Source organism: Gordonia hongkongensis (assembly GCF_023078355.1).
Classification (GTDB): Bacteria; Actinomycetota; Actinomycetes; order Mycobacteriales; family Mycobacteriaceae; genus Gordonia; species Gordonia hongkongensis.
Genome location: NZ_CP095552.1, coordinates 2793545 through 2815749, shown reverse-complemented (window position 1 = coordinate 2815749; position 22205 = coordinate 2793545). Strand labels below are relative to the sequence as shown.

The following is a 22205-nucleotide window of genomic DNA, read 5'->3' as shown; positions in this document are numbered from 1 at the left end:
TGTGTCATTGTAGAGCTTGCATGTTCCGCTCGGGAGGGCTCACACCATGACGACTTCGACAACCGCGGCCGATCCCGGGCAGACCCCGGATATGCCCATGCGCGCCAAACTCGCGATCCTCTGGGACTACATACGTCCGTACCGGGGCGTCCTTGCCATGGGCGTCGTCCTCGGGTTGCTCGGCACCGCTGCCGAACTCGCGACCCCGCTGGTCACGAAGTGGGTGCTCGACGGTCTTGCCGTGTCGGAATCTCTGGCGGCCCCGATCACAGTCCTGGCCGTGTTGCTCGTCGCCGGGTCGGTGATCGGTCTGATCCAGACGATCATGTTGGGAACCTTGGCCGAACGCATCATTCTCGCCACCCGCACCGGACTCATCGGACACCTGCTCCGCGTCGAGGTCCCCGAGCTCGCCCGTAGGTCGAGCGGCGAGATGGTCGCGCGCGTCACGTCCGACACCCTGCTGATCCGCGAAGCGACGACGTCGAGCATCGTCAACGGTGTCAACGGTTTCGTCGGTATGGTCGGCGCGCTGGTACTCATGGCGTTTCTGGACCTCCCGCTGTTCGCGACCACGATGGTCGTCGTGGTCATGGTGGGGATCGCCGCCGCCGTACTGATGCCGGGGCTGGCGAAAGCGCAGCAGGACGCGCAGGCCGAGATCGGTTTCCTGGGTGGCCGGTTGGAGGGGATCCTTCGATCGATCCGCACCGTCAAGGCGAGTCGGGCCGAGGCGCGGGAAGCCGACCGGATCGGCGAGTTCGCGCACCGGTCGGCGAGCAAGGGAATCCGGGCCGTGCGTATCGAAGCATGGGCCTGGACGATCACCGGGTCCGGGATCAATCTGGCGGTGATGGTCGTCCTGGCGTTCGGGGCCTGGCGCGTCGCCGACGGTTCGATGGCCGTCAGTACTCTGATCGCTTTCCTGCTCTACGGATTCCAACTGATGATGCCTGTCTCGCTGCTCACCCAGAGTGTCACGGCCTTACAGTCGGGATTGGCCGCGGCTGCGCGGATCTCCGAGATCTCCGATCTGCGAACCGAATCCGACGACGAGGTGGTGGCGAATCGCACGTCGGCTCGTGTCGACCGGACCGCGTCCGCATTCGAACTGCGCGACGTGGTGTACCGGTACACACCAGACTCCCCCGCTGCGCTCAACGGCATCGACCTGACGATCCCGCGCCGCGGACACACTGCCATCGTCGGACCGTCGGGTGCCGGGAAGACGACCATCTTCTCCCTCTTCCTGAAGTTCCTACGACCGGATCGCGGCGAGATCGTGCTCGACGGCCGGCCGCTTGACCACTGGACACTCCACGACCTGCGAGCACGCATCGCCTACGTGGAGCAGGACACCCCTCTGGTCCCCGGAACGGTCCGCGACAACCTCGTCTACGCGGCGCCCGAGGCGACAGACGACGAGGTGTGGCGTGCCCTGTCGGCCGTACGGATGGATGAGCGTGTCCGTTCCATGCCCGACGGCCTACTCACCGACGTGACCACGTCAACGCTGTCGGGCGGGGAACGGCAACGCATCGCGCTCGCCCGCGCGCTGGTCGTCGACCCAGAACTCCTCCTGCTCGACGAGGTGACCGCGCAACTCGACGGGTTGACCGAGGCGGCTGTGGCCGAGGGCATCCGTCGACAGGCCACTCGCGGAGCCGTCGTCACCATCGCGCATCGGCTCTCGACGATCATGGACGCCGACCAGATCGTCGTCCTCGAAGCCGGTCGGGTGCGGGCGGTCGGCAACCATCGGAGCCTGCTAGCCACCGATGAGCTCTATCGAGAACTGGTGGCCGCCATGCGTATCGACACCGACGTGGATGCTGCCGAGCTGAATTGATCCGACACCCGCCCACCCGGCACAGGCCGGGTGGGCGGGTGTCGGGCCGGCGGGTCGGGTCAGAACCGCCCGACGACCACGTTGGTGGTCTGGACCCGTGCCCGGCAGTCGCCGTCGGTGAAACGGACCCGGGTGAACACCTCGTCGCCACCGTCCCGGTCCTCGTTGAGAACCGAGCTCGGAACGACGAACTCCCGGAGGTACTCGAGCCCGCGGTCGGAAGCCCGGAGGAACCCTTCGGTCCCGACCGAGGTGCCCGGAAAGTTGCGGTCGTAGAGGTACTGCTCTCTACCGTCGTCGCCCAGCACGATGTAGTGCATTCCACCGCAACCCCGATCGTTGATGTGGGTGACGAATCCGACCGCGTCCGCGCGTGTCATCGGATACAGGCCCTGGATGATGATGCGGTTCTTGCCGGCACCGGTGATGTTCTGGTCGACGATCGTCAGCGTCGCGCCCGGTGTGCGCGCGGGTGCTGCCGAAGCCGTCGTCGCAAGCGGCGCGGCGACGCCGATGGCCGCGGCGATCGACAGGGTCGCGCCGAGACGAGCGATGGCCTTGCCACGACTCCGGGGCGCGCTCATGACCGCACCGCCTCGACGACGCGGTACTCCCAGTCGATGGAGATCCCGCCGGGGACCGGTTGCTGCCGAGACTCGGCGAGGGAGATCAGATCGGCACGCAGTGCGTGCTTGCCGTCCTCGTCGAGCTTCGACGCCGCGGCGAACGTCGGACCGTAGTAGCCGAGGAACAGGTCCGCGAAAGCGGCCGCGTCGACGAACCGAACGGTCAGTCCGGCGGTGTGCGAATCGACCGAGTGCACACGATCGCCGAACAGCGATGCGACGTAATGCTGGTCGCCCCACCGGGTGGCGGGACGCGCGCCCGGCGGCGGTGTCACGTGGCGGCCGACCGCGGCGAGCATTCCACCGACGAAACCGTCTGCGGTCCAACTCGTGACCACGATCTTTCCGGCCGGACGGACGACTCGGGTCAATTCGCGCGCGGCCTGCTCGTGATCGGCGGCGAACATGATGCCGATCGACGAGATACCGGTGTCGAACGCGGCGTTGCCGAACGGCAGGACCTCGGCCGGGGCTTCCACGAAATCGACGTCGAGATGTTCTGCGGCTGCCCGACCCCGGGCGATGTCGAGTAGTGCCGGCACGTAGTCGATCGCGGTGACGTCGCCACCCTGGCGGGCAGCGGCGAGCGCGGAGTGGCCGGTGCCGGTCGCGACGTCGAGGACGCGTTCGCCGGGGATGACCGATGCCGCGACCACGGTCGCTTCGTTGACCGGCACGGTCAGCGCGGCGATACGGTTGTAATCGCCGCTGCTCCAGACCTTCTGCTGCTTCTCCCGCAGCGATACCAGGTCTGGTGAGAGAGATGTCGTCATCGGATTGTCCATTTCTGTGTGGTGGGACGACTGGCCGTCGGTGACCGTTGTCGGTACCGGCGCACCACAACAGTCGGTCACCGGGCGTACGGACGGCATCGGTGAAGACCTCCCATCTTTCGCCGAACGTCCTTCCCATGAATGGGTAGACCCACCTATTCGAGCGTCGGGCGGCCTACACTCGGACGGTGCGATTGTTGGAGAGAACCGAGCAGTTGTCGCAGATCAGCGCGGCATTTGACCGGTTGCCGGTGGGTTCGGCATTCTCCATCGCCGGCGAGAGCGGTGCAGGCAAGACGACGCTGATCGCGCCAGGTGTGTGCGACCGCCCGGGACGTGCGTGTGCTGCGGGTGGCCTGCGATCCACTCGACACACCACGTCCACTGGGTCCCGTCAAAGACCTGGGCATCGGTGTGCAACCGATGATGCTCGCCGACGTCTGCGAAGCCGCCTTCGCTCATCTGGGGGCTGCACCGACGCTTCTCGTGGTCGAGGATCTGCACTGGGTCGACGCCGCGTCGACCGATGTGCTGAGGTTCCTGTGTCGACGCATCGAGTCGATGCCGCTCGTTCTGCTCCTGACGCATCGAGAGCTCGAGCCCCAGGCGGCAGCGCGTGCCCTGCTCGCCGAGGGCGTGTGCCGGATAGAGCTGCCGCCGCTCAGTGTCGAGGCGATCGCGGAATTGGTCGAGGGTACGGGTCTCGATCCCGTGCGGGTCCATGCCGCGACCGGAGGTAACCCCTACTTCGCGACCGAGGTCTCCCGCGAACCCGACCTGCCGATCCCGTCGTCGGTGCGCGATGCGGTCCTGGCGCGGACGACCAAGGTCAGCGCGGCCGATTTCGAAGCCCTCCAACTGATTGCGGCGTCGCCGGAACGGGTGTCGGACACCGCGCTGCCGGTCCTCCGGATCGGTTACCCCACTCTGCAGCGTCTCGCCGACACGGGGCTTCTGGAATGGGGGCCCGACGGCATCCTATTCCGACACGAATTGGCCCGTCGGGCAATCGAATCCACGATTCCGCCGGGTGGGGTGGCCCATCTGCACGCGCAGCTGCTGGACGCACTCGAGCAGCTGGGCACCGTGCACCCGTCGGTGTTGACCCACCACGCCGTCGCCGCCCGGGACTTCGACCGCGCCGTCCGTCATGCCTGCGCCGCAGCCGAGGACGCCATCCGCGGCGGAGCGCACACCGAGGCCGTCGCGTACTACGAGATCGCCAAGCAGCACCAAGTCAATGCTCCGGCTCGCGAGCGTGCCGAACTGTTGTTGGCTCTGGCCAACGAGCAATACATGGTCAGCCGACTGCGCGATGCGATAGCCAGTGTGAACGAGACCTTCCCGTTGTGGACCGAACTGGGTGACGACACCGGGTTGGCCACGGCACATGTGGCCGTCGGGGTCTACGAGTACTACAGCGCGCACCGGCAGAGCGCGGAATCGCACCTGGGCCGTGCAGCGGAGATCGCCTACGGGACAGGGGCGTCGACGGTGTACAGCGAGGCCCAGATCCACCGCGCGTTTCTCGCGTTCATGCGGGGCGACGTGTCGGGAACGGCGTCCCTGCTGGCCGACATCGCGTCGGCATCCGACGAGGAACTGCGGCTGTGGAACAAGGTCGTCTCGGACTCGGCTGCGCTGTCCACCGGCGAAGTCGACTCTCGCAGAAGACTTCTCGATCACATGGAAACCGCTCGCACCCTCGGCTTCGACGAACTCGCATCAACCGTCTATTCACAGGTGGCCAGTCTCGATGTCGAACAGGGAAGGTACCGGGCTGCCGACCGGATCCTCGACGCGGGTCTTCCGTTCACGGTAGAGCGCGACATCCAGATCTGTCGCCACTGGCAGACCGCGGTGCGGAGTCGCCTGCATCTGACCCGCGGACACTGGAACGGAGCCCTCGAGGACGCCGGGGCGGTCATCGACGCCGACGGGATGCCGATCGCCACGCTGTGGCCGCTCCTGTTCACCGTGCTGGTGCCGCTCCGATGCGGCGCGTCGTTCGGCATCGACGAGATCGAGAATGCCTGGATTCTCGCCAACCAGATCGATGAACCCCTCCGACGGCTCGCGGTCCTGACCGCCCTGGCGGAGATCAGTTGGATGACCGGGACCGAGGACGCCCGGGTCACCGCGGCGCACACCCTCGACGATGACGGAACAGAATGGGGCACAGGGAGCCTCGCCGTCTGGCGTGCGAGGCTCGGGTTGTCGACGCAGACCGGGCCGATCGCGGCGCCGTACCGATTGTCGCTCGACGGTCGGCACGCCGATGCCGCGCGCTGGTGGTCGGACGCGGGTGATCCGTTCGCATCGGCGATGTGCTGGTTGGATTCCGACGACCCAGCCCGTGGTGTGACGATGCTCGACGGACTCGGCGCCGCGGGTACCGCCGATCGTGCGCGTGCGTTGATGCGCGAACGGGGATGCGCCACCGTCCCGCAGCGCCCTCGGCCCACGACACGCGTGAACCCCGGTGGCCTGACGAACAGGCAACTCGAGGTCGCCCGCCTGGTGGCGGAGGGACTGTCGAATTCGGAGATCGCCAAGCGGCTGTACATCTCGTCGAAAACCGCGGACCATCACGTGTCCGCGGTCCTGGCGAAGCTGGGTATGACCTCGCGTCGTGAGGTGCTCGCGCAGGGCGTCGAGTTGGGGCTCCGTTAGCGCCGAACCCGTTGGACGTCGAACCCGGGATCCGGGCACGGCGTCGAACGCACGAGGTCTGCGAGATCGGGTCGGTGCGCGTCAGACCGGCGTCGGCGCGCTCAACAGGTTCTCGACGATCTGGCACGCGCGCACGATGCCGTTCTCAGCGGTTATGTCCCGCGAGATCGTGTTCGCGCGATTCCGGAAACCCGACCGGTCGGCTTCGACCTCTGTGACTTTCCGCAGCGCAGCAGTCAGGTTCTCCACCGTGACGCTGGTCCGGGGAATGGGATCGGGCGCGACACCGATTCGTCGGAGACGGCTCGCCCAGAACGGCTGGTCCATGATGCCGGGTAGAGCCACGGTCGGGATGCCGGCTCGCAGTGTGGCGGCTGTGGTTCCGGCACCGCAGTGGTGGACTGCGGCCGCGGTCTGCGGGAGCAGCCACGAGTGGGGAATGTCGTCGACGGTGTGCACGGTGTCGTCGGAACCACCGTCCAGGTGCGCCCATCCTCGGTGGACGATGCCGCGAAGACCGCTGGACCGCAATGCGTCGCGAACAATCTCACTGATCCGCTCGCCGTCGCTGATCGCCGTGCTACCCAGCCCGACGTACACCGGAGGCGGCCCGTCCGCGAGGAAGTCGACCAGACCCGCGGGAGGTTCGTCGAACCGATCGTCGGTCGGCCACCAGTATCCAGTGACGTGCACGTTGTCAGGCCAGTCCCGGGGTCGCGGGACGACGCTCTCGCTGAATCCGCACAGCTGAGTCCACGACTGTTGCCTCCTGCGCCGCGGGCCCGGCCGAGACTCGTGAGCGAGGCCCAGTGTCTTTCGGAGGTCGTCGATGAGCGGTGCGAAGAGCTTTTCACCGGCCGCAGCCACGCGCCACGCCGTTCGATTCCCGAGCCGCCCGTAGGATCGGACTCCGAGCGCGGGAGGTGCGAAATCGCCGGTCGGACTCGAGGGTTGCAGGACGAGGGCGGCGCTCCGGCACCCCACTGCCTCGGCGACATGCCACCCGAGCAGAGAGCCGACGGGACCCCCGCAGAGGAGCAGATCCGCGTCTTCTGCCGCCGCGGCCATGGCCTCGCCGACACCCGCCAGGTCGTCGCGCATCCCCTTGATCGCGTCTTTCGACGGTTTGAGACGGTGCCCATCGATCATTGCCTGGCCGTACGTCGAGGATCGGGTGTCTGCCTCGGTGTCTCGCGGCAGCAGCCGAAAGGTGTGGCCAGCCCGGGTGACCATCTGTTCGTATGGATGTTGCGCGGCGATCGTGACGGTGGCGCCGACGCGGTCACGCAGGCCGGTTGCCACACCGGTCAACGGGGCGACGTCGCCTCGGGTTCCGAACGCCAGGATGGTGATTCGTGGATTCATGGTGGTGCTCCGATCGCGGACAGGACGAGCTTCGACAGGGCGGAGGTGTGGGCGGTCACGTCATAGGTGTCGTCTCGCGCGAGCTCGGCGACGGCGCCGTCGAGTGCCGATCGAATGAGGTTCTTCAGGACGATCGGGTCCACGTCGGTGACGAAGTCGCCGTCTTGGATGCCTGACCTCAGGATCGACAACGGATCGAGCGGAGCGAACTGCTCGGGAACGCCGATGTCGTCGACAGCTGCCTGGATGGCCTCATCGAATCGACGACCTTTCCTGTCCCGATAGCTCGTCGAGATCTCGTAAAGCGCGATGGCCGGCCGTCGATGAGCGTCGAGGAACTCGCCGTTCGACTCGATGTAGGCCCTGAGACGGTCGCGTGCACCCGAGGCGGAGAGAATTCGCGGGACCATGATGTTCGCAGATGTGGCGAACACTGTCTCAACCACCGCGGAAACCAACTCGTCCTTGTCTCGAAAGTGATACAGCACAACACTCTTCGCTATATCGGCGCGCTCGGCGATCTTCGCCAATGACGCACGCGGGTAACCGACGTCGGCAATCAGGTCCATCGCACAGGCGACTATCTGCTTCCGACGTGCCTCATCGGCGAAGGTCCGGGCGCCGGTTCCGCTCTTAGACCGCATGGTCTGATATTAGACCGATCGGTCGAGACCGTCCAGTATCGAGCCGTCTCAAGGGCGTCGCAGGCGGCGTAAGCCAGAAAAGGAGTGGTGGGCATTTTTGAACGGTGTTAGCGTGAGCCGCGCTGTCCGGTGGGGGCAGCACGAGACCTGGAGGTGAGTCGATGGTTGCCGTCGAGATCGCTGGCATCGTCAGCATCCGAACCATCCCTGTTCCTCCAGCCCGTTGCTGATCCTCGAACACCGTTCTCGCACAACCGACTGAGTTGCGAGTCGGATGACTCCTGGGGTCGCGGGCATACCTCGAAAGTCCCCAACAGTGAATACTGCAAGTAATTCGTCCTTCCCCGTCGAGCTCGCCGCTCTCGGCTGGGACGAGCATTTCTCGACTCTGTACACCGACCGCGCGTCCGACGACGAGCTACCAGCTCGCGTTGTACGGGTGGATCGCGGCGGGTGCGACACCATCACCGCATCAGGTCCGGTCCGCGCCATCCGCGGTGTCGGGCGCACTGCGGAGCGCGAACAGTCCGTGTGCACCGGCGATTGGGTGGTGCTGCGCCGTGACGACGGGCAGGCCCGGATCGTGCACCTGTTGCCGCGTCGGACGGCGATCGCGCGCGCGAGTTCGGATCGGACGTCGGAACGGCAGGTGCTCGCCGCCAACGTCGACACGGTGATCATCGCGGTGTCGGTCGCGAACAGGGTGAATGTCGGGCGCGTGGAACGCCTGCTGACGTTGGCCTACGACGCCGGCACCCGGCCGATCATCGCGTTGACCAAGTCGGATCTGGTTGACGATCCTCTTCCGGGTGAGGCGATGGTCGCCGCGGTCGCTCCGGGCGCCGACATCGTGACGACGAGTACGATCACCGGCGCAGGCGTTGATCTCCTCGAGTCCACCATGACCGGTACCGCCGTCCTGCTGGGCTCGTCCGGCGCCGGCAAGTCGAGCCTGGCCAACGCATTGCTCGGTCGTGAACAGATGGCGGCCAACGAGATTCGTGCGGTCGACGGAAAGGGTCGGCACACGACGGCGCACCGCGAGCTGCTGCTCCTGCCGGGAGGCAAGGTACTCATCGACACACCTGGTCTGCGTGGGATCGGGGTGCAGGATGTCGCTGAGGCGGCCGGACGAACGTTCGCCGACATCGAAGACCTGGCTCGTGAGTGCGCGTTTCGCGATTGCGAACACCGCAGTGAGCCGAGATGTGCCGTACAGGAGGCGATCCGGGACGGCCGGCTCGACGCCGGCCGTCTGGAACGCTATCGCAAGCTGCTGAGGGAAAGTGAGTGGTCGGCCGCTCGGGGCGACGCCCGACAGGCGAGCAAGCGGAGCAAGCGGGACAAAGCGATCACGCGAGACATTCGCGCGATGTACCGGTTCCGGGACCGGCAGGCCTGACGGGGCCCTTCGTGACGCGCCCTCCGCAAGCTCCGGGCGCTCCTCAGGGAGCAGGGTGGGTCGCCCTCCGCAAGCTCCGGGAGCTCCTCAGGGAGCAGGGGGTAGGTCGTTCCTCGGGATTAGGGGGCAGGGTGCGTCGCCCTCGCAAAGCTCCGGGCGCTCCTCAGCGAGCGAGGCCGCGCTGGTCGTCGACGGACCCGTCGAGGTTGGCCGGCGCGGCCCGCGCGGCTTCGAGTTCCTGACTGAGTTCGTCGATGCGGCGTTGCGCGGCCGTTCGGGCCGATTCGATGACGGCGTCGACCGCGGCGATCGCGGTCTCGTCATCGAGCTCCCGCATCGCCCGGGCCACCCGGTCGGCGGTGATCTCGACGGGTTTCGCCAGCTTTCTGGTTCCGACCGCAACCGACAGCGTCCACGTGCTCTCCCCTGCCGCGGTGATGGTGACCGTGGTCGGCGCGGTCGGCGTCTTGGCCTTTCGCGACGGCCTGGTCGTCGCAGGCGCCGGCGCCGACTCCGCCGCCCTCGGCGGGGCATCCGTCGCAGGACGCGCCTTTCGGGACGGGCGGGCGGAATTCGATTCCTCGACAACTGTTTTCGATGACGACGTCGGTTGTGGCTTCGGGGGCGCCGGTTCCGGTGTGCGTCGACGAACCGCAGCGGTCGCAGTGGTGGCGGCCGCCGGTCGGTTACGTCGCAGTTCGTCGGCTTCGAAGGGCAACTGGTCGTCGACGCCCCTCGGGCTCACCGTCACTGTCGTACCGTCGATCGACACGACTCGCGCCGAGGCGCCGGCCTCCAGGTTCAGCGATGGCATCGCATCGCGCAGATAGACCGTGGCTCGCTTACCGGCCGCGAGTGCCGCGGACAGCGACTCCAGGTCGTCGGGACTCAAGCCGGCCCTCGTCTGTGAACTCACCGCGCCATTGTCGCACATGCGTGCGAATCCGCGTTACCCATCACTGCGTCGCGCCGTCGGCGCTTCACCGTTCGTGCAGTTGAAACCTAGTACTTGCGACCGTTATCGTTTCGTGACCCACAGCATCGTTGTGGCCTCGAACGTCGCCGGCGGGTCTCGGGTGAACGTTCGCGGCCCTAATGTTCTCGGGGACGGTAACGGGTCTTCGGAGGGACAATTTGTGACAGAGGCCAGCACTCCGACACGCACATCGTCGGTCAAGGCACGCGAGACCCCGATTGCCGATCACGCTTATGCCGGCGTCACGATCGCGGCGCTGTTGTGCGCCACCTCGGCAGCGACATTCCTTACGCTCTTCCCCTGAACCGGGCGTCCCTCAGACCTTAAGTGGAAAGCACCACAAGTGCTCATTGCCGGTGTGTCACCTGCGTCGACTTCGGTCCGCAGGTGGCACACACCACTTGACGATCGCACATCGGCGCCAGGAGGCCCGTCTTCAGCCCGCTGTCACCCGGGTGAGCTGTTCAGACACCGCCCACAGACGCGATGCCGCTTCGCGATCACGGAACGGTTGCCACGGTTGCCGTAATCCGGGCGGCCCGCCGGCGTCACCGGGCCACTGTGGTCCGAAGAACGCATCATCGGGCGTCTCCGGCTGCGTCGCCGCCATCAGTGCTGGGAGGGCAGCGGTTTCGACGGTGCCCACACCGACACCGTGCCGCGACATCCACTCGATCACCCGCCGGCCGCTCGTCGGCGCGGTCCTGCCGACCTCAGGACGAGCGGCGAGAAGGCTGGTCGGGGCGACGCCCGGATGGGAGATCACGCTCGTCACATCCCAACCGGCAGCGCGACTTCGGCGTCCGAGTTCGAGTCCGAACAGCGCGCACGCGATCTTGGACTGGCGGTAGGCCTTCATTGCGTCGTAGTGGCGCTCCCAGTTCAGATCATCCCAATTGATCGAGCCTCGTTTTGCCGCGATGCTCGTCTGCGAGACCACCCGCGCCTTCCCGGACCGGAGCAGCGGAAGCACCGCGACGGTCAGGGCGAAGTGTCCTAGGTGGTTGGTGCCGAACTGGACCTCGAATCCATCGCCTGTGGTCAGGCGTTTCCGCGGAGTCATGATCCCGGCGTTGTTGATCAGGATGTCGATCGGTGTGCCGTCCGCCCGGAGCCTGCCGGCAAGCGCCTCGACCGATGCCATCGATGACAGGTCGACGTCCTCCATCGTGAGTGTGGCGGCGGGGTGACGATCACGAATGCGCTCGACCGCCCTCGCCCCCTTGTTCGGATCACGCACCGGCACGACCACTTCCGCACCGGCGCCGGCGAGCGCATTCGCGATCTCCCACCCGATGCCGTCACTCGCGCCGGTCACGACCGCTCGACGGCCCGTGAGATCGGGGATGGACAGGCTGTATCTGCTGTTTCGTGTCATGCGGAGCTCCTGACGGACTCGGAATGTTCTCGCTTCCAGTCTTGTGGCGGTCCGCACCGTTATCCACGGCCTGTCGATCCGTGGCTCCGCGGTTCCGGGCGCGCAAGAATGGCCGAATGATCGATCGACCCGGTCTCGCTGACTTCCTTCGGGTGAGGCGTGCCGCCCTTCAGCCCGAGGACGTCGGACTGCCTCGCGGGCAGCGCCGTCGCACAGGTGGACTCCGTCGCGAAGAGGTGGCTGCCCTGTGTCACATGTCCGCCGACTACTACTCACGACTCGAACGCGAGCGCGGCCCGCAGCCGTCGCCACAAATGGTGGCCGCCATCGCACAGGGCCTCCACCTCTCCGTCGAGGAGCGAGACCACCTGTTCCACCTCGCCGGCCACCGGCCGCCCATGCGCGGACCCGACCGCGAGCACATCTCCCCGGGCATGATGCGGATCTTCGACCGGCTCGCCGACACCCCGGCCGAGATCGTCACCGAACTCGGCGAGACGTTGCGCCAGAACCGACTCGGGGTGGCACTGGTCGGCGACCTCATGCGGTTCGACGGGCCGGCGCGGAGCATCGGCTATCGGTGTTTCACCGATCCGCGGGCTCGCCAATTGCATCCGTCCGACGACCACGACTTCTACTCACGTATGTACGTATCCGGACTACGAGGAGTGGCTGCGCTACGAGGCCCGCAGTCGTATGCGGCGTCGCTCGCGGAACGGCTCACAGGCGAGAGCGAGGAGTTCCGCGAGATCTGGGCACGGCACGAAGTGGGTATAGCTCCTCGCGAGACCAAGAGGTACGTGCACCCCGAGGTGGGATTGATCGAGCTGAGTTGCCAGATCTTGGTCGACCCGCGGTGTTCGCATTCGCTGCTCGTCTACACCGCGACCCCGGGCAGTGCGAGTGCCGAGAAGCTCCGGTTGCTGTCCGTCGTCGCGGCACCCACGGCGACCTGACGCCCGGCAAGCGAAGCCGAGTCACTCGGAGGGCAGCCGCTCAGAACCCCCCGAAGTCGCCACCGCCGAAGTCGCCTCCCCCGCCGAAGTCGCCGCCACCGAAATCTCCCCCGCCGAAGTCACCGGAGTCACCACCGCCGAAGTCGCCGGAGTCACCGCCTTCCAGGGCGCCACCGTCGGAACCGTCGCCGGCGCCACTCTCGAAGGACTGCGCGTCGTAGGGAACGCCCGCCATGCCGGAGAACATTGCCGAGAACAGGAACATCGATCCGAGTCCCCAGGCGCCGGCAACGAGAGCCGGTTTCCACCACGGCTCGGAGTACCAACCGGCGGGTACCGGCCTGCCCGCGACGCGGCCACCGGGATAGTAGTTGGGCGTCTGCTCCGACGGGTTGGGCGATGCCGCGACCTTTCGTCCCTCGAACTCCACGGTCCGGTCCTCGGTGACCGCACCGGCACTCTTCTGCCCGTCGAGCTCGGGGATCGCCGGACCTGGGTCGAGGTCCATGGCGGCCCGGGCCGCACGGATGTAGTAGAGCCCCTCGATCGCAGTCTGTTTGGCCAGCCGCGCCTGCACCGGCGAATTGGCCTGCTCGATCTGAGACCCCGCCGCGGTGTATCGCTCCCCCGCGTCGGCCAGCGCCTGTTTCGATGCCGGGCCGTCGCCGACCAGCATGAACACCTGGCCGCCCAGACGTTCTATCACCTGTCGTGCGTCGGCTTTCGCGTCCTCGAGGGTGCGGGCCGCGTTGGCGCCGGAACGCTGTTGGGCGAACACCACCACCCCGACGACGATCACGACGATGACGGCGATCAGGATCAGTGCTTCCATGCTTCCCTCCGGTTTCGCGAGTCCGCAGCCCGGTGGCGGTGACGTCAGGCCGACAAAACGGACACCACCGAGCGTACCGATGCCCGCCGACCCGATGCGTCTCGACGGATGGCGAGCGCGTCTCGACGGATGGCGAGCACCTCGGCCTCGTCCATTCTCCGCGAGGCCGGCGGTGGTCGCGGAGTTTCTGCGGTGCCGGACGCGCAGCCGCCGACCGTCATCGGTCACCCTGGGTGGGTGACCGGTCGGCACGCGGTACGAATTCAACGTTCGCAGAACTCCCACCATGTGGCCGAGCTCCGCTGGGAGTGGGCGTACGAAGGCGATCGCTCCGTCGGGCCGTGGCTTGGCGATACCGCCTTCGTCGCCGCGGTTGCGAGTTGGTTGGACGATGAGCGACGAACGGTCTGGACCGCGGGCACGGACGACATGACTGTGGGAATGGTGTGCTTGACCGAACACGCCCGGATGCCGAGTCCCCGGCAGGGCGCCGGCGGCCGATGGGGTTATCTCGGTCATCTGTACGTCCGCCCGGCATTCCGCGGTGCCGGGATCGGACGTGAACTGGTCCGGCATACCGTCGCGACCGCGGACGGCCGTGGATACGCGAAGGTGGTGCTCAACCCGACCGAAGCATCGACAGACCTGTACAAACAATGCGGTTTCACAGCCGAGAACGACCTCATGGTCCGCCGCCCGTGATCGACTACCGCGGCGCATGACCGGCCGCCGCGAGCCGCGAACTCTACGATGGCGGTGTGTTCTTCTTGTTCGGATATGGCCGTAGGCAGAAGCATCTCGGTGCAGGTCAGACCCGCACCTGTCCCCGCTGCCACAACACCACCCAGTGGGCGCGGATGCGTGAATACAGCCAGTTCAGCGTGTTCTTCATCCCGATCGCCCGGTGGAACCGGCGCAACTTCGAGGCCTGCGGCATCTGCGGCGCGGCGCTGGCGGCCTGATCGCCGTCCGGGGTGAGTGAGGTGGACACTCCTCCCTCGCCCCTTCTGCGCCGCCGGTTTGCCGGTCCGGAAACTGGTTACCCTCGAAGGGTGTCCGTCTCTCCCGATACTCCCGCCCGCACGAGTGCTGCGATCACCGGCTTCAAGCGCACCTTCGCCGACGAGCTGACGCCCTTCACCGTGCCGTGGCAGGGTGCCGAGACGCCTGACCCCCGACTGCTCGTCGTCAACGAGTCACTCGCCGACGACCTGGGCCTCGACATCGCGGCACTGACATCCGACGACGGTGTCGCACTTCTGTCGGGTGCGGCCGCGCCCGCCGATGCCGTCCCTGTCGCCACCGCGTACTCGGGGCATCAATTCGGCGGGTACACACCGCTTCTCGGGGACGGTCGGGCGTTGCTGCTCGGGGAGCTGATCGACCGCGGCGGTCGACGAGTCGATCTACAGCTCAAGGGTTCTGGGCGTACCCCCTTCTCCCGAGGTGGCGACGGATTCGCGGTGGTCGGGCCGATGCTGCGCGAGTATCTGGTCAGCGAGGCCATGCACGCACTGGGGATCCCGACCACGCGTTCGCTGTCGGTCGTGGCCACGGGGCGAGACATCCAGCGCACCGGGGCCGAGCCCGGCGCGGTGTTGGCGCGGATCGCAGCCAGCCATCTCCGTGTCGGCACCTTCGAGTACGCAATCCGGAACACCGGCCTGACGCAACAACTCGCCGACTATGCGATCAGCCGCCACTACCCGGAGCTCGCGAAAGCGTCGGAGGCCGGCGACGGCAACCGGTATCTCGCGTTCTTCGAAGCCGTACTCGAACGTCAGGCCGCACTGGTGGCCCAGTGGATGCTGGTGGGGTTCGTGCACGGCGTGATGAACACCGACAACACGACGATCTCGGGTGAGACCATCGACTACGGGCCCTGCGCCTTCCTCGACGCCTTCGACCCGTCGGCGGTGTTCAGCTCGATCGACCACGCGGGCCGATACGCCTACGGGAATCAGCCCGCCGTCCTGAAGTGGAATCTGGCGCGGTTCGCCGAAACCCTGCTCAGGCTCATGGCCCCGACACCCGATGAGGCGATCGCTGCGGCGTCGGACGTGCTCGCCACGTACGAGGCGCGGTACGAACACCATTTCGCCACCGGCATGGCGTCGAAAATCGGTCTGACAGAAGCGTTTTCCGAACCCGAACTGGTCGCCGACCTGTTGACCCTGATGCGTGATCATCGTGCGGACTGGACAGGCACCTTCCGGGCGCTGGCCGACGAACTCCGCGGAGATCAGGTCCCGATCATCAGCCTCATGCCGCGCGAGCAGATCGGTCCGTGGCTTGAACGATGGCGCCGTGAACTCGCCCGTCTCGGTCGTGAGCCCGGTGCGGTCGCCGAGGCGATGGACACCGTGAACCCGGTGTACATCCCGCGCAACCATCAGGTCGACGCCGCTTTGCGCGCCGCGACCGACGGCGATCTGGAACCGTTCACGCGGCTGATGGATCCCGTCACGCATCCGTTCGAACGCCGCACCGAATGGGCTCACTTCGCGGCGCCGGCCCCGCAGGCGTTCAGCGACAGCTTCCAGACCTTCTGCGGCACCTGAGCGAGACGACGTCGGTGGGCCCACGGTGACCTCGAGGCAGGATGACGAGTCGCGGGATGTGCTGCTCGCAGAACGGGAACGGACCGCCGCGCTGATCGAATCGTTGTCGTCCCGGCTGGCCGCGGTGCTCGAGGCGACCAGCGACGCGGCGGCCGACGACGAGCACGACCCGGAAGGTTCGACTCTCGCGGTGGAACGCGGCCATCTGGTTGCGCAGCTGGAACGGTCGCGAGTCCGGCTCGACGAGATCGGTGCCGCCCTGGACCGGGTCGGCGCGGGTGCCTACGGCCGGTGCGAGGACTGTGGCGAACCCATCGGTGCCGAGCGCCTCGAAGTCCTGCCGGCCACCCGGCAGTGTGTGCGGTGCGCCGCTCGGAATCAGTCGCGACGATGGTGACCCGGAGTCGCAGCGTTGTCCGGTCCACCCGTACTCCAAAGTGCATCCGGTCCTCTTCCGCCTCCGGCCGTCGTCTCGGCTGATCGACTCTGCCACAGGATGTTTGACGCACCCGCCGACACGCCCGGCACGCCGCGACATCGAACTCCGTGGTCCGTCCCGGCTTCTGATCGGCATTGTCCACCTGTGCCGCGGTTCAGCAGGAATTCGCGTCTGGTTTCCCGCCGACGTATGCGCGTATCGCCATACGCGGGTAGACCGGAAGGCGGGAGAGCACGCAACGACTCGAACCGAGAGGTGTCCGGCATGAAAGCCATCCAGATCGTCAAGCCAGGAAGTCCGCCCGAGCTCCGCGAGGTCGACAAGCCGACACCCGGCCCCGGCCAGGTGTTGTTGAAGGTGACTGCCGCCGGTGCGTGCCACTCCGAAGATTTCGTGCTCAACATGCCCGCCGAGGGTTTTCCCTATCCGTTACCCATGACGCTCGGGCACGAGGGAGCCGGTGTGGTCGCCGAGATCGGCAGCGGTGTGACGTCGCTGACCGAGGGAACCGCGGTGGCGGTCTACGGCCCCTGGGGTTGCGGGACCTGTCACTTCTGCTCGCGTGGGTTCGAGAACTACTGCAGTCGTGCGGCCGAACTCGGCATCACTCCCCCCGGGCTCGGCAACGAAGGTGCGATGGCCGACTACATGATCGTCGACGACGCCCGGCACCTCGTTCCGCTCGGCGACCTCGACCCGATCGCAGCGGTACCGCTCACCGACGCGGGGCTCACGCCGTATCACGCGATCAAACCGTCGCTGCCGAAGCTCGTCGGCGGCACCACGGCCGTCGTCATCGGTGCGGGCGGATTGGGGCACATCGGGATTCAGCTGTTACGGCATCTGACCCCGGCGCGCATCATCGCCCTCGACCTCAGCGAGGACAAGCTCGCGTTCGCACGCGAGGTGGGTGCCCATGAGACCGTTCTCAGCGATGCCGACGCCGTGGCGAATGTCCGGAAGATCACCGAAAACGTCGGCGCCACCGCGGTATTCGACTTCGTCGGCTTGCAGCCGACCATCGACACCGCGATGGGAATCGTCGGCACATTGGGCGACGTCGTGATCGTCGGCATCGGTGACGGTGTCGCCGCGGCGAAGGTCGGCTTTTTCACCCAGCCCTATGAGGTGTCGGTTCGGGCGCCGTACTGGGGTGCGCGGCACGAACTGATCGAGGTCCTCGACCTCGCGCGCGACGGTGTCCTGGAGGTCGCCGTCGAGAAGTTCTCCCTCGACGACGGGCTCGAGGCCTACCGTCGGTTGGCCTCGAACGAACTGCGTGGCCGGGCGGTCGTCGTCCCCGACTGACCTCGGAGCTACCCGGGCTGTCATGCGGAGTCCCGTTGCGGCACCGCGGCGCCGCAACCTACGGTACCGTAACTTAGGTGAAGGTCGAGCTGTCCGAGGCACAGGCGGTATACGAGCACTACCGGACCCATCAGCAGGACCGCGCCCGGGCGCGAATGATGTACGCGGTGCTCGCCGCCCGAATCCGGCCGGTCGTGCGCTTTCGTTCGCGGGAGGCGATCGACCGCACCGTGCGCAGCGGGGCTCCGCTGCTCATCGCGGCGAATCATGTCTCCGAGCGCGACCCGTTGGTCCTCGCAGCTGCGGGCTTCCGGTCACCGCTGCGGCGCCGGATAGGCAGCCTGCGTGTCCTCGCGAAGGACGAGCTGTTCCAAGACGCGGATCAGCGGAAGAAGATCGACACTCTGGGTGGAATCCCGGTGTTTCGCAGCAAGGACCACGGAGTGCGAGCTGCGGCCGACGCCGGGCGTCAGATGATCGCCGTCTGCGTCGAACGAATGGCACGCGGGGACAGCATCGCGGTGTTTCCTGAGGGGACCTGCAACGAGGGCGACCCGACGGAGGTTCAGCGGCTCGGCACCGGGATCGGCCACATCGCCCATCGAGCCCTGCGAGACGGTGTCGGACTGTGGTTGGTCTCCGCCGGGATCGCCTACCCGGCCGGTGGTGGCCGCCCCGTTGTCGCTCTGGGTGAACCGGTGGACCTCGGCGCCCGTCGAGACGACACACCCGCCGCCGTGACCCGGTGGATCCAGCGAGATCTGCAGGGGGCGGTCGACGACGCCTGCGGCCACGTGCGCTGACCCCAGGTGACGGGTGCGCCGACGTCGGCCGGGTTTGGCTTGCGCGTTCGCCGGTTAAGCGTAGGGGATGAAACGAGATGACGCCGCTGAACGAGCTGACAAGGAACCCGCCTCAGCTGAACCGGACGTTCGCGACGACCCCGGATCCGCCGACCCCGATGACCCGCGCAAGCCGGACTCCCCCACGGACCTGACCAAGCCGTCGCTCCTTTTCGTGCTGAAGAAGACCGCGCGGGAGTTCTCGCGCGATCAGTGCACCGATCTGGCAGCGGCGCTCACCTACTACTCCGTGCTCTCACTGTTCCCGGCGCTCCTCGCGCTGGTCTCGCTGCTCGGTGTGTTCGGTCAGGGCGAAAAGACGACCGACGCCGTCCTGCAGATGGTCGACGACCTCGGACCGTCGTCGGCCGTGGACACGTTGCGGGGCCCCGTCGAACAACTCGTGGCCGCCCCCAGCGCCGGTTTCGCTCTCGTACTCGGTCTGCTCGGCGCGCTCTGGTCCGCGTCGGGTTACGTGGGGGCGTTCGGACGCGCGATGAACCGGATGTACGAGATCGACGAAGGCCGTCCCCTCTGGAAGCTGCGGCCGATCATGCTGCTCGTCACGCTTGTAGCACTCGTCCTTGCCGCCGCAGTGGCACTCATGCTGGCGGTCAGCGGACCGATCGCGAAATCGATCGGGGACGCCATCGGTTTCGGCGAGACCGCGCTCACCGTGTGGAACATCGTCCGTTGGCCCATCCTCCTCCTGTTCGTGATCTTGATCGTCGCCATCCTGTACTGGGCCACCCCGAACGTGCAGCAGCCGAAGTTCCGGTGGATCAGCGCCGGAGCGGTGCTGGCCATCGTCACCTGGATCGTCGCGTCGGCGGCATTTGCGCTGTACGTCTCGAACTTCGGCAGCTACAACAAGACCTACGGCGCACTCGCGGGTGTCATCGTCTTCTTGCTGTGGCTGTGGCTGACGAACCTCGCGCTGCTGTTCGGGGCCGAGTTCGACTCCGAACTCGAACGTGGCCGACAGCTACAGGCGGGGATGCCGGCCGAAGAGCACCTGCAACTGCCGCCTCGGGACACCACGGCGTCGGACAAGAACGACGAGAAGGACCAGAAGTACATCGAACAGGCTCGGGCCCTTCGTAACTCGCAGGGGAAGTGAGCGACCGGCCGGCACCCCCGTAACGTCAGTGGAACCGGCCGGGCACCAGTTCGGTCGATCGGCGGAAGGAACGTGGCGCGATGAGCCGCAATCAAGTGACCGGCGCGGTCGACCGCGCCACCGACAGCCCGTGGTTCGAACGCTTGGCGCGTGCCGGCCACGCGGTCAGCGGCCTGCTCCATCTGCTGATCGCCTACATCATCCTGCGCCTCGCCTTCGGTGGGGGCGGGAACGCCGACCAGTCGGGTGCGTTGGGGATCTTCGCCGATTCGTCCGGCGGTCGCGTCGTCCTCTGGGTGGCCGCGGTCGCGTTCGCAGCACTCGCGCTATGGCGACTCGCCGAGGCGATCGTCGGACCCCACGCCACCGAACCGGGCGAGGACAGTGATGGCGCCGAGCAGTGGTTCGATCGCGGAAAAGCGTTGTCGCTCGCCGTGGTCTACGTCGGGTTCGCCTTGTCGGCAATACGTTTCGCGACGGGCCAGGGCAAGTCGAGTGGTCAGGAGAACGCCAGTCTGACCGCGCGACTCCTGCAGTCCGGTGGCGGGAAGTTCGTCCTCGTCGCGGCCGGCCTGATCATCATCGGCGTCGGCGTCTACCACGTCTACAAGGGAGCCAGCCGGTCGTTCCTCGACGATCTCAAGATCTCCGACGACAAGGCGGCGACAATCGCGGGCGTGATCGGTTACTGCGGCAAGGGTGTCGTTCTGGCCGGCACCGGCATCCTGGTCATCGTGGCTGTCGCGACTGCCGATCCGTCGAAGGCCACGGGGATCGACGGAGCGGTCAAGACACTGGCCGGCCTGCCCGCCGGGCAGGTGCTGATGATCCTGGCCGCGGTGGGTATCGCCGCCTATGGCGTCTACTGCTACTGGCTGGTGCGGTTCGCGCGGATGTGACTCAGCCCGCCGTCCGGCGAGTCGTCACCGCTACCCGACCGTCGACCGCACCCGCTCCCCCGCCCGCGCGAACCGGACGTTGTCGTCGGCGACGTCACCACGGAACAATTTGCGGTCGGCGTAGTAGCTCATCGACATCACCCAGGGCTCCTCAGGACCCTGCTTGGGCAGGGTGTCGAGGGCTCGTTGGACGTAGCCGGCCCCGAAGTCGAGCAGTGGCCGAGTCGGCATATCGGGGTCCGCGACCGCCCACACACTGTCGTATCCGTGAGAATCCATGTGCGCCAGAAGTTTGCAGAAGTATTCGCACAACAGTCCGATCTTGAGGGTCCACGACGCATTGGTGTAACCGATCGCCAGCGCGAAGTTCGGGACACCGGACAGCATCATCCCGCGGTAGACGACGGTGTCGGTAAGGGACACCGGTTCACCGTCGACGCTCAGCTCGATGCCGCCGATGATCTTGATGTTGAGCCCGGTGGCGGTGACGACGATGTCGGCCTCGAGTTCCTCCCCGCCCACTGTCCGGATGCCGTTCTCGGTGAAGGTGTCGACCCGGTCGGTGACGATCGAGGCCTTCCCGGAGCGGATGACACGGAACAGGTCGGCGTCGGGCACCACACACAGCCGCTGGTCCCACGGGTTGTACGGGGGGTTGAAATGCGTGTCCACCGGATAGTCCTCGGGCAGCTGCGATTCGTTGATCTTGCGGATCACCCGACGGGCGACCGATGGGAATCGCTGGCACAGTTCGAAGAGCACCCGCTGCTGCGCGACGTTCTTGTGTCGGGTCAGTGCGTATCCGCGTTCGGTGCCGAACACTTTCTTGAGGGTGTTGGCGATGGCGTCCTCACGGGGCAGCGGGAGGATGTAGGTCGGTGTGCGCTGGAGCATGGTCACGTGCGCGGCCTGTTCCGCCATCGCGGGAAGCAGCGTGACCGCCGTTGCGCCGCTGCCGATGACCACGACCCGCTTGCCCGTGTAATCGAGGTCCTCGGGCCAGTGCTGCGGATGCACGATCTCGCCACGGAACGTCTTGGTGCCGGCGAACTCCGGCGCGAACCCCGCGTTGTAGTCGTAGTAACCCGAGCCACAGAAGATCCATCGCGCACTGATCTGGCTTCGCGTTCCGGTGTCGGTGTGTTCGACGTCGACCGTCCACCGCGCGGTGTCCGACGACCACGCGGCCGCCACCACCCGATGCCCATACCGGACCAGCGGAGCGAGATCGTTCTCGTCGATCGTCTCGTGGAGGTAATCGAGGATTCGCGGGGCGTCGGCGATCGCCTGTCGATCGGTCCAGGGCTTGAAGTCGTACCCGAAGGTGTGCAGGTCCGAGTCGGACCGAATCCCCGGGTAGCGGAACAGGTCCCACGTACCGCCGGCGGTATTCCGGGCCTCGAGAATCGCGATCGACTTGCCAGGGTGTTCGGTTCGCACCCAGCGGGCCGCACCGATGCCAGAGATCCCGGCACCGACGATGAGGACATCGACTTCGTCTGGGATCGTTGTCACCCGGCACTCCTTCGGTCGGTCTGTCGGTGATCGGCATCCAGGATGCC

Annotated in this window: 20 protein-coding genes; 12 read left to right on the top strand and 8 right to left on the bottom strand. The window is 66.8% G+C overall.

What is annotated here, in order from left to right:
- The first annotated feature begins 46 nt into the window (after positions 1-46).
- Positions 47-1849: an ABC transporter ATP-binding protein gene (locus MVF96_RS12770; protein WP_247449281.1), complete on the top strand. Its 1803-nt coding sequence runs from the start codon at positions 47-49 to the stop codon at positions 1847-1849.
- Between the two features lie 59 nt (positions 1850-1908).
- Here MVF96_RS12770 and MVF96_RS12765 read toward each other — a convergent pair whose 3' ends face one another.
- Both MVF96_RS12765 and MVF96_RS12760 read right to left on the bottom strand, forming a co-directional pair.
- Positions 1909-2433 (bottom strand): hypothetical protein, encoded by a 525-nt coding sequence (locus MVF96_RS12765; RefSeq protein WP_226513378.1) that lies wholly within the window; start codon positions 2431-2433, stop codon positions 1909-1911.
- Positions 2430-3248: a class I SAM-dependent methyltransferase gene (locus MVF96_RS12760; protein WP_247449280.1), complete on the bottom strand. Its 819-nt coding sequence runs from the start codon at positions 3246-3248 to the stop codon at positions 2430-2432. Before MVF96_RS12760 ends, MVF96_RS12765 begins: the two co-directional genes overlap by 4 nt.
- A 336-nt stretch (positions 3249-3584) precedes the next feature.
- On the opposite strand from MVF96_RS12760, the gene MVF96_RS12755 reads away from it, so the two are divergent.
- Complete coding sequence (locus MVF96_RS12755) at positions 3585-5921, top strand: LuxR C-terminal-related transcriptional regulator (RefSeq protein ID WP_247449279.1); 2337 nt, start codon at positions 3585-3587, stop codon at positions 5919-5921.
- Positions 5922-6002: 81 nt separating this feature from the next.
- Here MVF96_RS12755 and MVF96_RS12750 read toward each other — a convergent pair whose 3' ends face one another.
- Complete coding sequence (locus MVF96_RS12750; protein WP_247449278.1) at positions 6003-7286, bottom strand: glycosyltransferase; 1284 nt, start codon at positions 7284-7286, stop codon at positions 6003-6005.
- The gene (locus MVF96_RS12745) at positions 7283-7930 is read right to left on the bottom strand and encodes a TetR/AcrR family transcriptional regulator (protein WP_247449277.1); all 648 of its coding nucleotides are present in this window, start codon (positions 7928-7930) and stop codon (positions 7283-7285) included. The genes MVF96_RS12750 and MVF96_RS12745 overlap by 4 nt, the downstream gene beginning before the upstream one ends.
- 316 nt (positions 7931-8246) lie before the next feature.
- On the opposite strand from MVF96_RS12745, the gene rsgA reads away from it, so the two are divergent.
- Positions 8247-9332, top strand: a complete 1086-nt coding sequence (gene rsgA, locus MVF96_RS12740) for a ribosome small subunit-dependent GTPase A (RefSeq protein WP_247449276.1) — start codon at positions 8247-8249, stop codon at positions 9330-9332.
- 163 nt (positions 9333-9495) lie between these two features.
- Here the strand turns inward: rsgA and MVF96_RS12735 are convergent, their stop codons facing one another.
- Positions 9496-10266: a DUF6319 family protein gene (locus tag MVF96_RS12735; protein WP_247449275.1), complete on the bottom strand. Its 771-nt coding sequence runs from the start codon at positions 10264-10266 to the stop codon at positions 9496-9498.
- Positions 10267-10744: 478 nt separating this feature from the next.
- On the bottom strand, positions 10745-11686 hold the full coding sequence (locus MVF96_RS12730; RefSeq protein WP_247449274.1) for an SDR family oxidoreductase: 942 nt from the start codon (positions 11684-11686) through the stop codon (positions 10745-10747).
- A 116-nt stretch (positions 11687-11802) separates the two neighbouring features.
- Here MVF96_RS12730 and MVF96_RS12725 point away from each other — a divergent pair, with 116 nt between their 5' ends.
- Positions 11803-12642 (top strand): helix-turn-helix transcriptional regulator, encoded by an 840-nt coding sequence (locus MVF96_RS12725; protein WP_205334349.1) that lies wholly within the window; start codon positions 11803-11805, stop codon positions 12640-12642.
- Between the two features lie 40 nt (positions 12643-12682).
- On the opposite strand, the gene MVF96_RS12720 is transcribed toward MVF96_RS12725, so the two are convergent.
- Entirely contained in the window at positions 12683-13474 is a 792-nt protein-coding gene (locus MVF96_RS12720; protein ID WP_058250604.1) for a hypothetical protein, read from the bottom strand.
- A 237-nt stretch (positions 13475-13711) separates the two neighbouring features.
- Here MVF96_RS12720 and MVF96_RS12715 point away from each other — a divergent pair, with 237 nt between their 5' ends.
- The 8 genes from MVF96_RS12715 to MVF96_RS12680 all read left to right on the top strand — a co-directional run bounded on the left by MVF96_RS12715 (position 13712) and on the right by MVF96_RS12680 (position 20643).
- Positions 13712-14176, top strand: a complete 465-nt coding sequence (locus MVF96_RS12715; RefSeq protein ID WP_247449272.1) for a GNAT family N-acetyltransferase — start codon at positions 13712-13714, stop codon at positions 14174-14176.
- A gap of 56 nt (positions 14177-14232) precedes the next feature.
- On the top strand, positions 14233-14436 hold the full coding sequence (locus MVF96_RS12710) for a zinc-ribbon domain-containing protein (RefSeq protein WP_068972513.1): 204 nt from the start codon (positions 14233-14235) through the stop codon (positions 14434-14436).
- Between the two features lie 90 nt (positions 14437-14526).
- Entirely contained in the window at positions 14527-16035 is a 1509-nt protein-coding gene (locus MVF96_RS12705) for a protein adenylyltransferase SelO (protein WP_247449271.1), read from the top strand.
- 25 nt (positions 16036-16060) lie between these two features.
- On the top strand, positions 16061-16432 hold the full coding sequence (locus MVF96_RS12700; protein ID WP_137809407.1) for a TraR/DksA family transcriptional regulator: 372 nt from the start codon (positions 16061-16063) through the stop codon (positions 16430-16432).
- Positions 16433-16738: 306 nt separating this feature from the next.
- The gene (locus MVF96_RS12695; RefSeq protein WP_247449269.1) at positions 16739-17782 is read left to right on the top strand and encodes an NAD(P)-dependent alcohol dehydrogenase; all 1044 of its coding nucleotides are present in this window, start codon (positions 16739-16741) and stop codon (positions 17780-17782) included.
- Between the two features lie 77 nt (positions 17783-17859).
- Positions 17860-18585, top strand: a complete 726-nt coding sequence (locus MVF96_RS12690; protein WP_247449268.1) for a lysophospholipid acyltransferase family protein — start codon at positions 17860-17862, stop codon at positions 18583-18585.
- Between the two features lie 67 nt (positions 18586-18652).
- Positions 18653-19744, top strand: a complete 1092-nt coding sequence (locus MVF96_RS12685) for a YihY/virulence factor BrkB family protein (protein WP_068972509.1) — start codon at positions 18653-18655, stop codon at positions 19742-19744.
- A gap of 80 nt (positions 19745-19824) precedes the next feature.
- Positions 19825-20643, top strand: a complete 819-nt coding sequence (locus MVF96_RS12680) for a DUF1206 domain-containing protein (RefSeq protein ID WP_247449267.1) — start codon at positions 19825-19827, stop codon at positions 20641-20643.
- A gap of 30 nt (positions 20644-20673) precedes the next feature.
- Here MVF96_RS12680 and MVF96_RS12675 read toward each other — a convergent pair whose 3' ends face one another.
- On the bottom strand, positions 20674-22158 hold the full coding sequence (locus MVF96_RS12675; protein WP_272498168.1) for a flavin-containing monooxygenase: 1485 nt from the start codon (positions 22156-22158) through the stop codon (positions 20674-20676).
- Positions 22159-22205 lie beyond the last annotated feature (47 nt).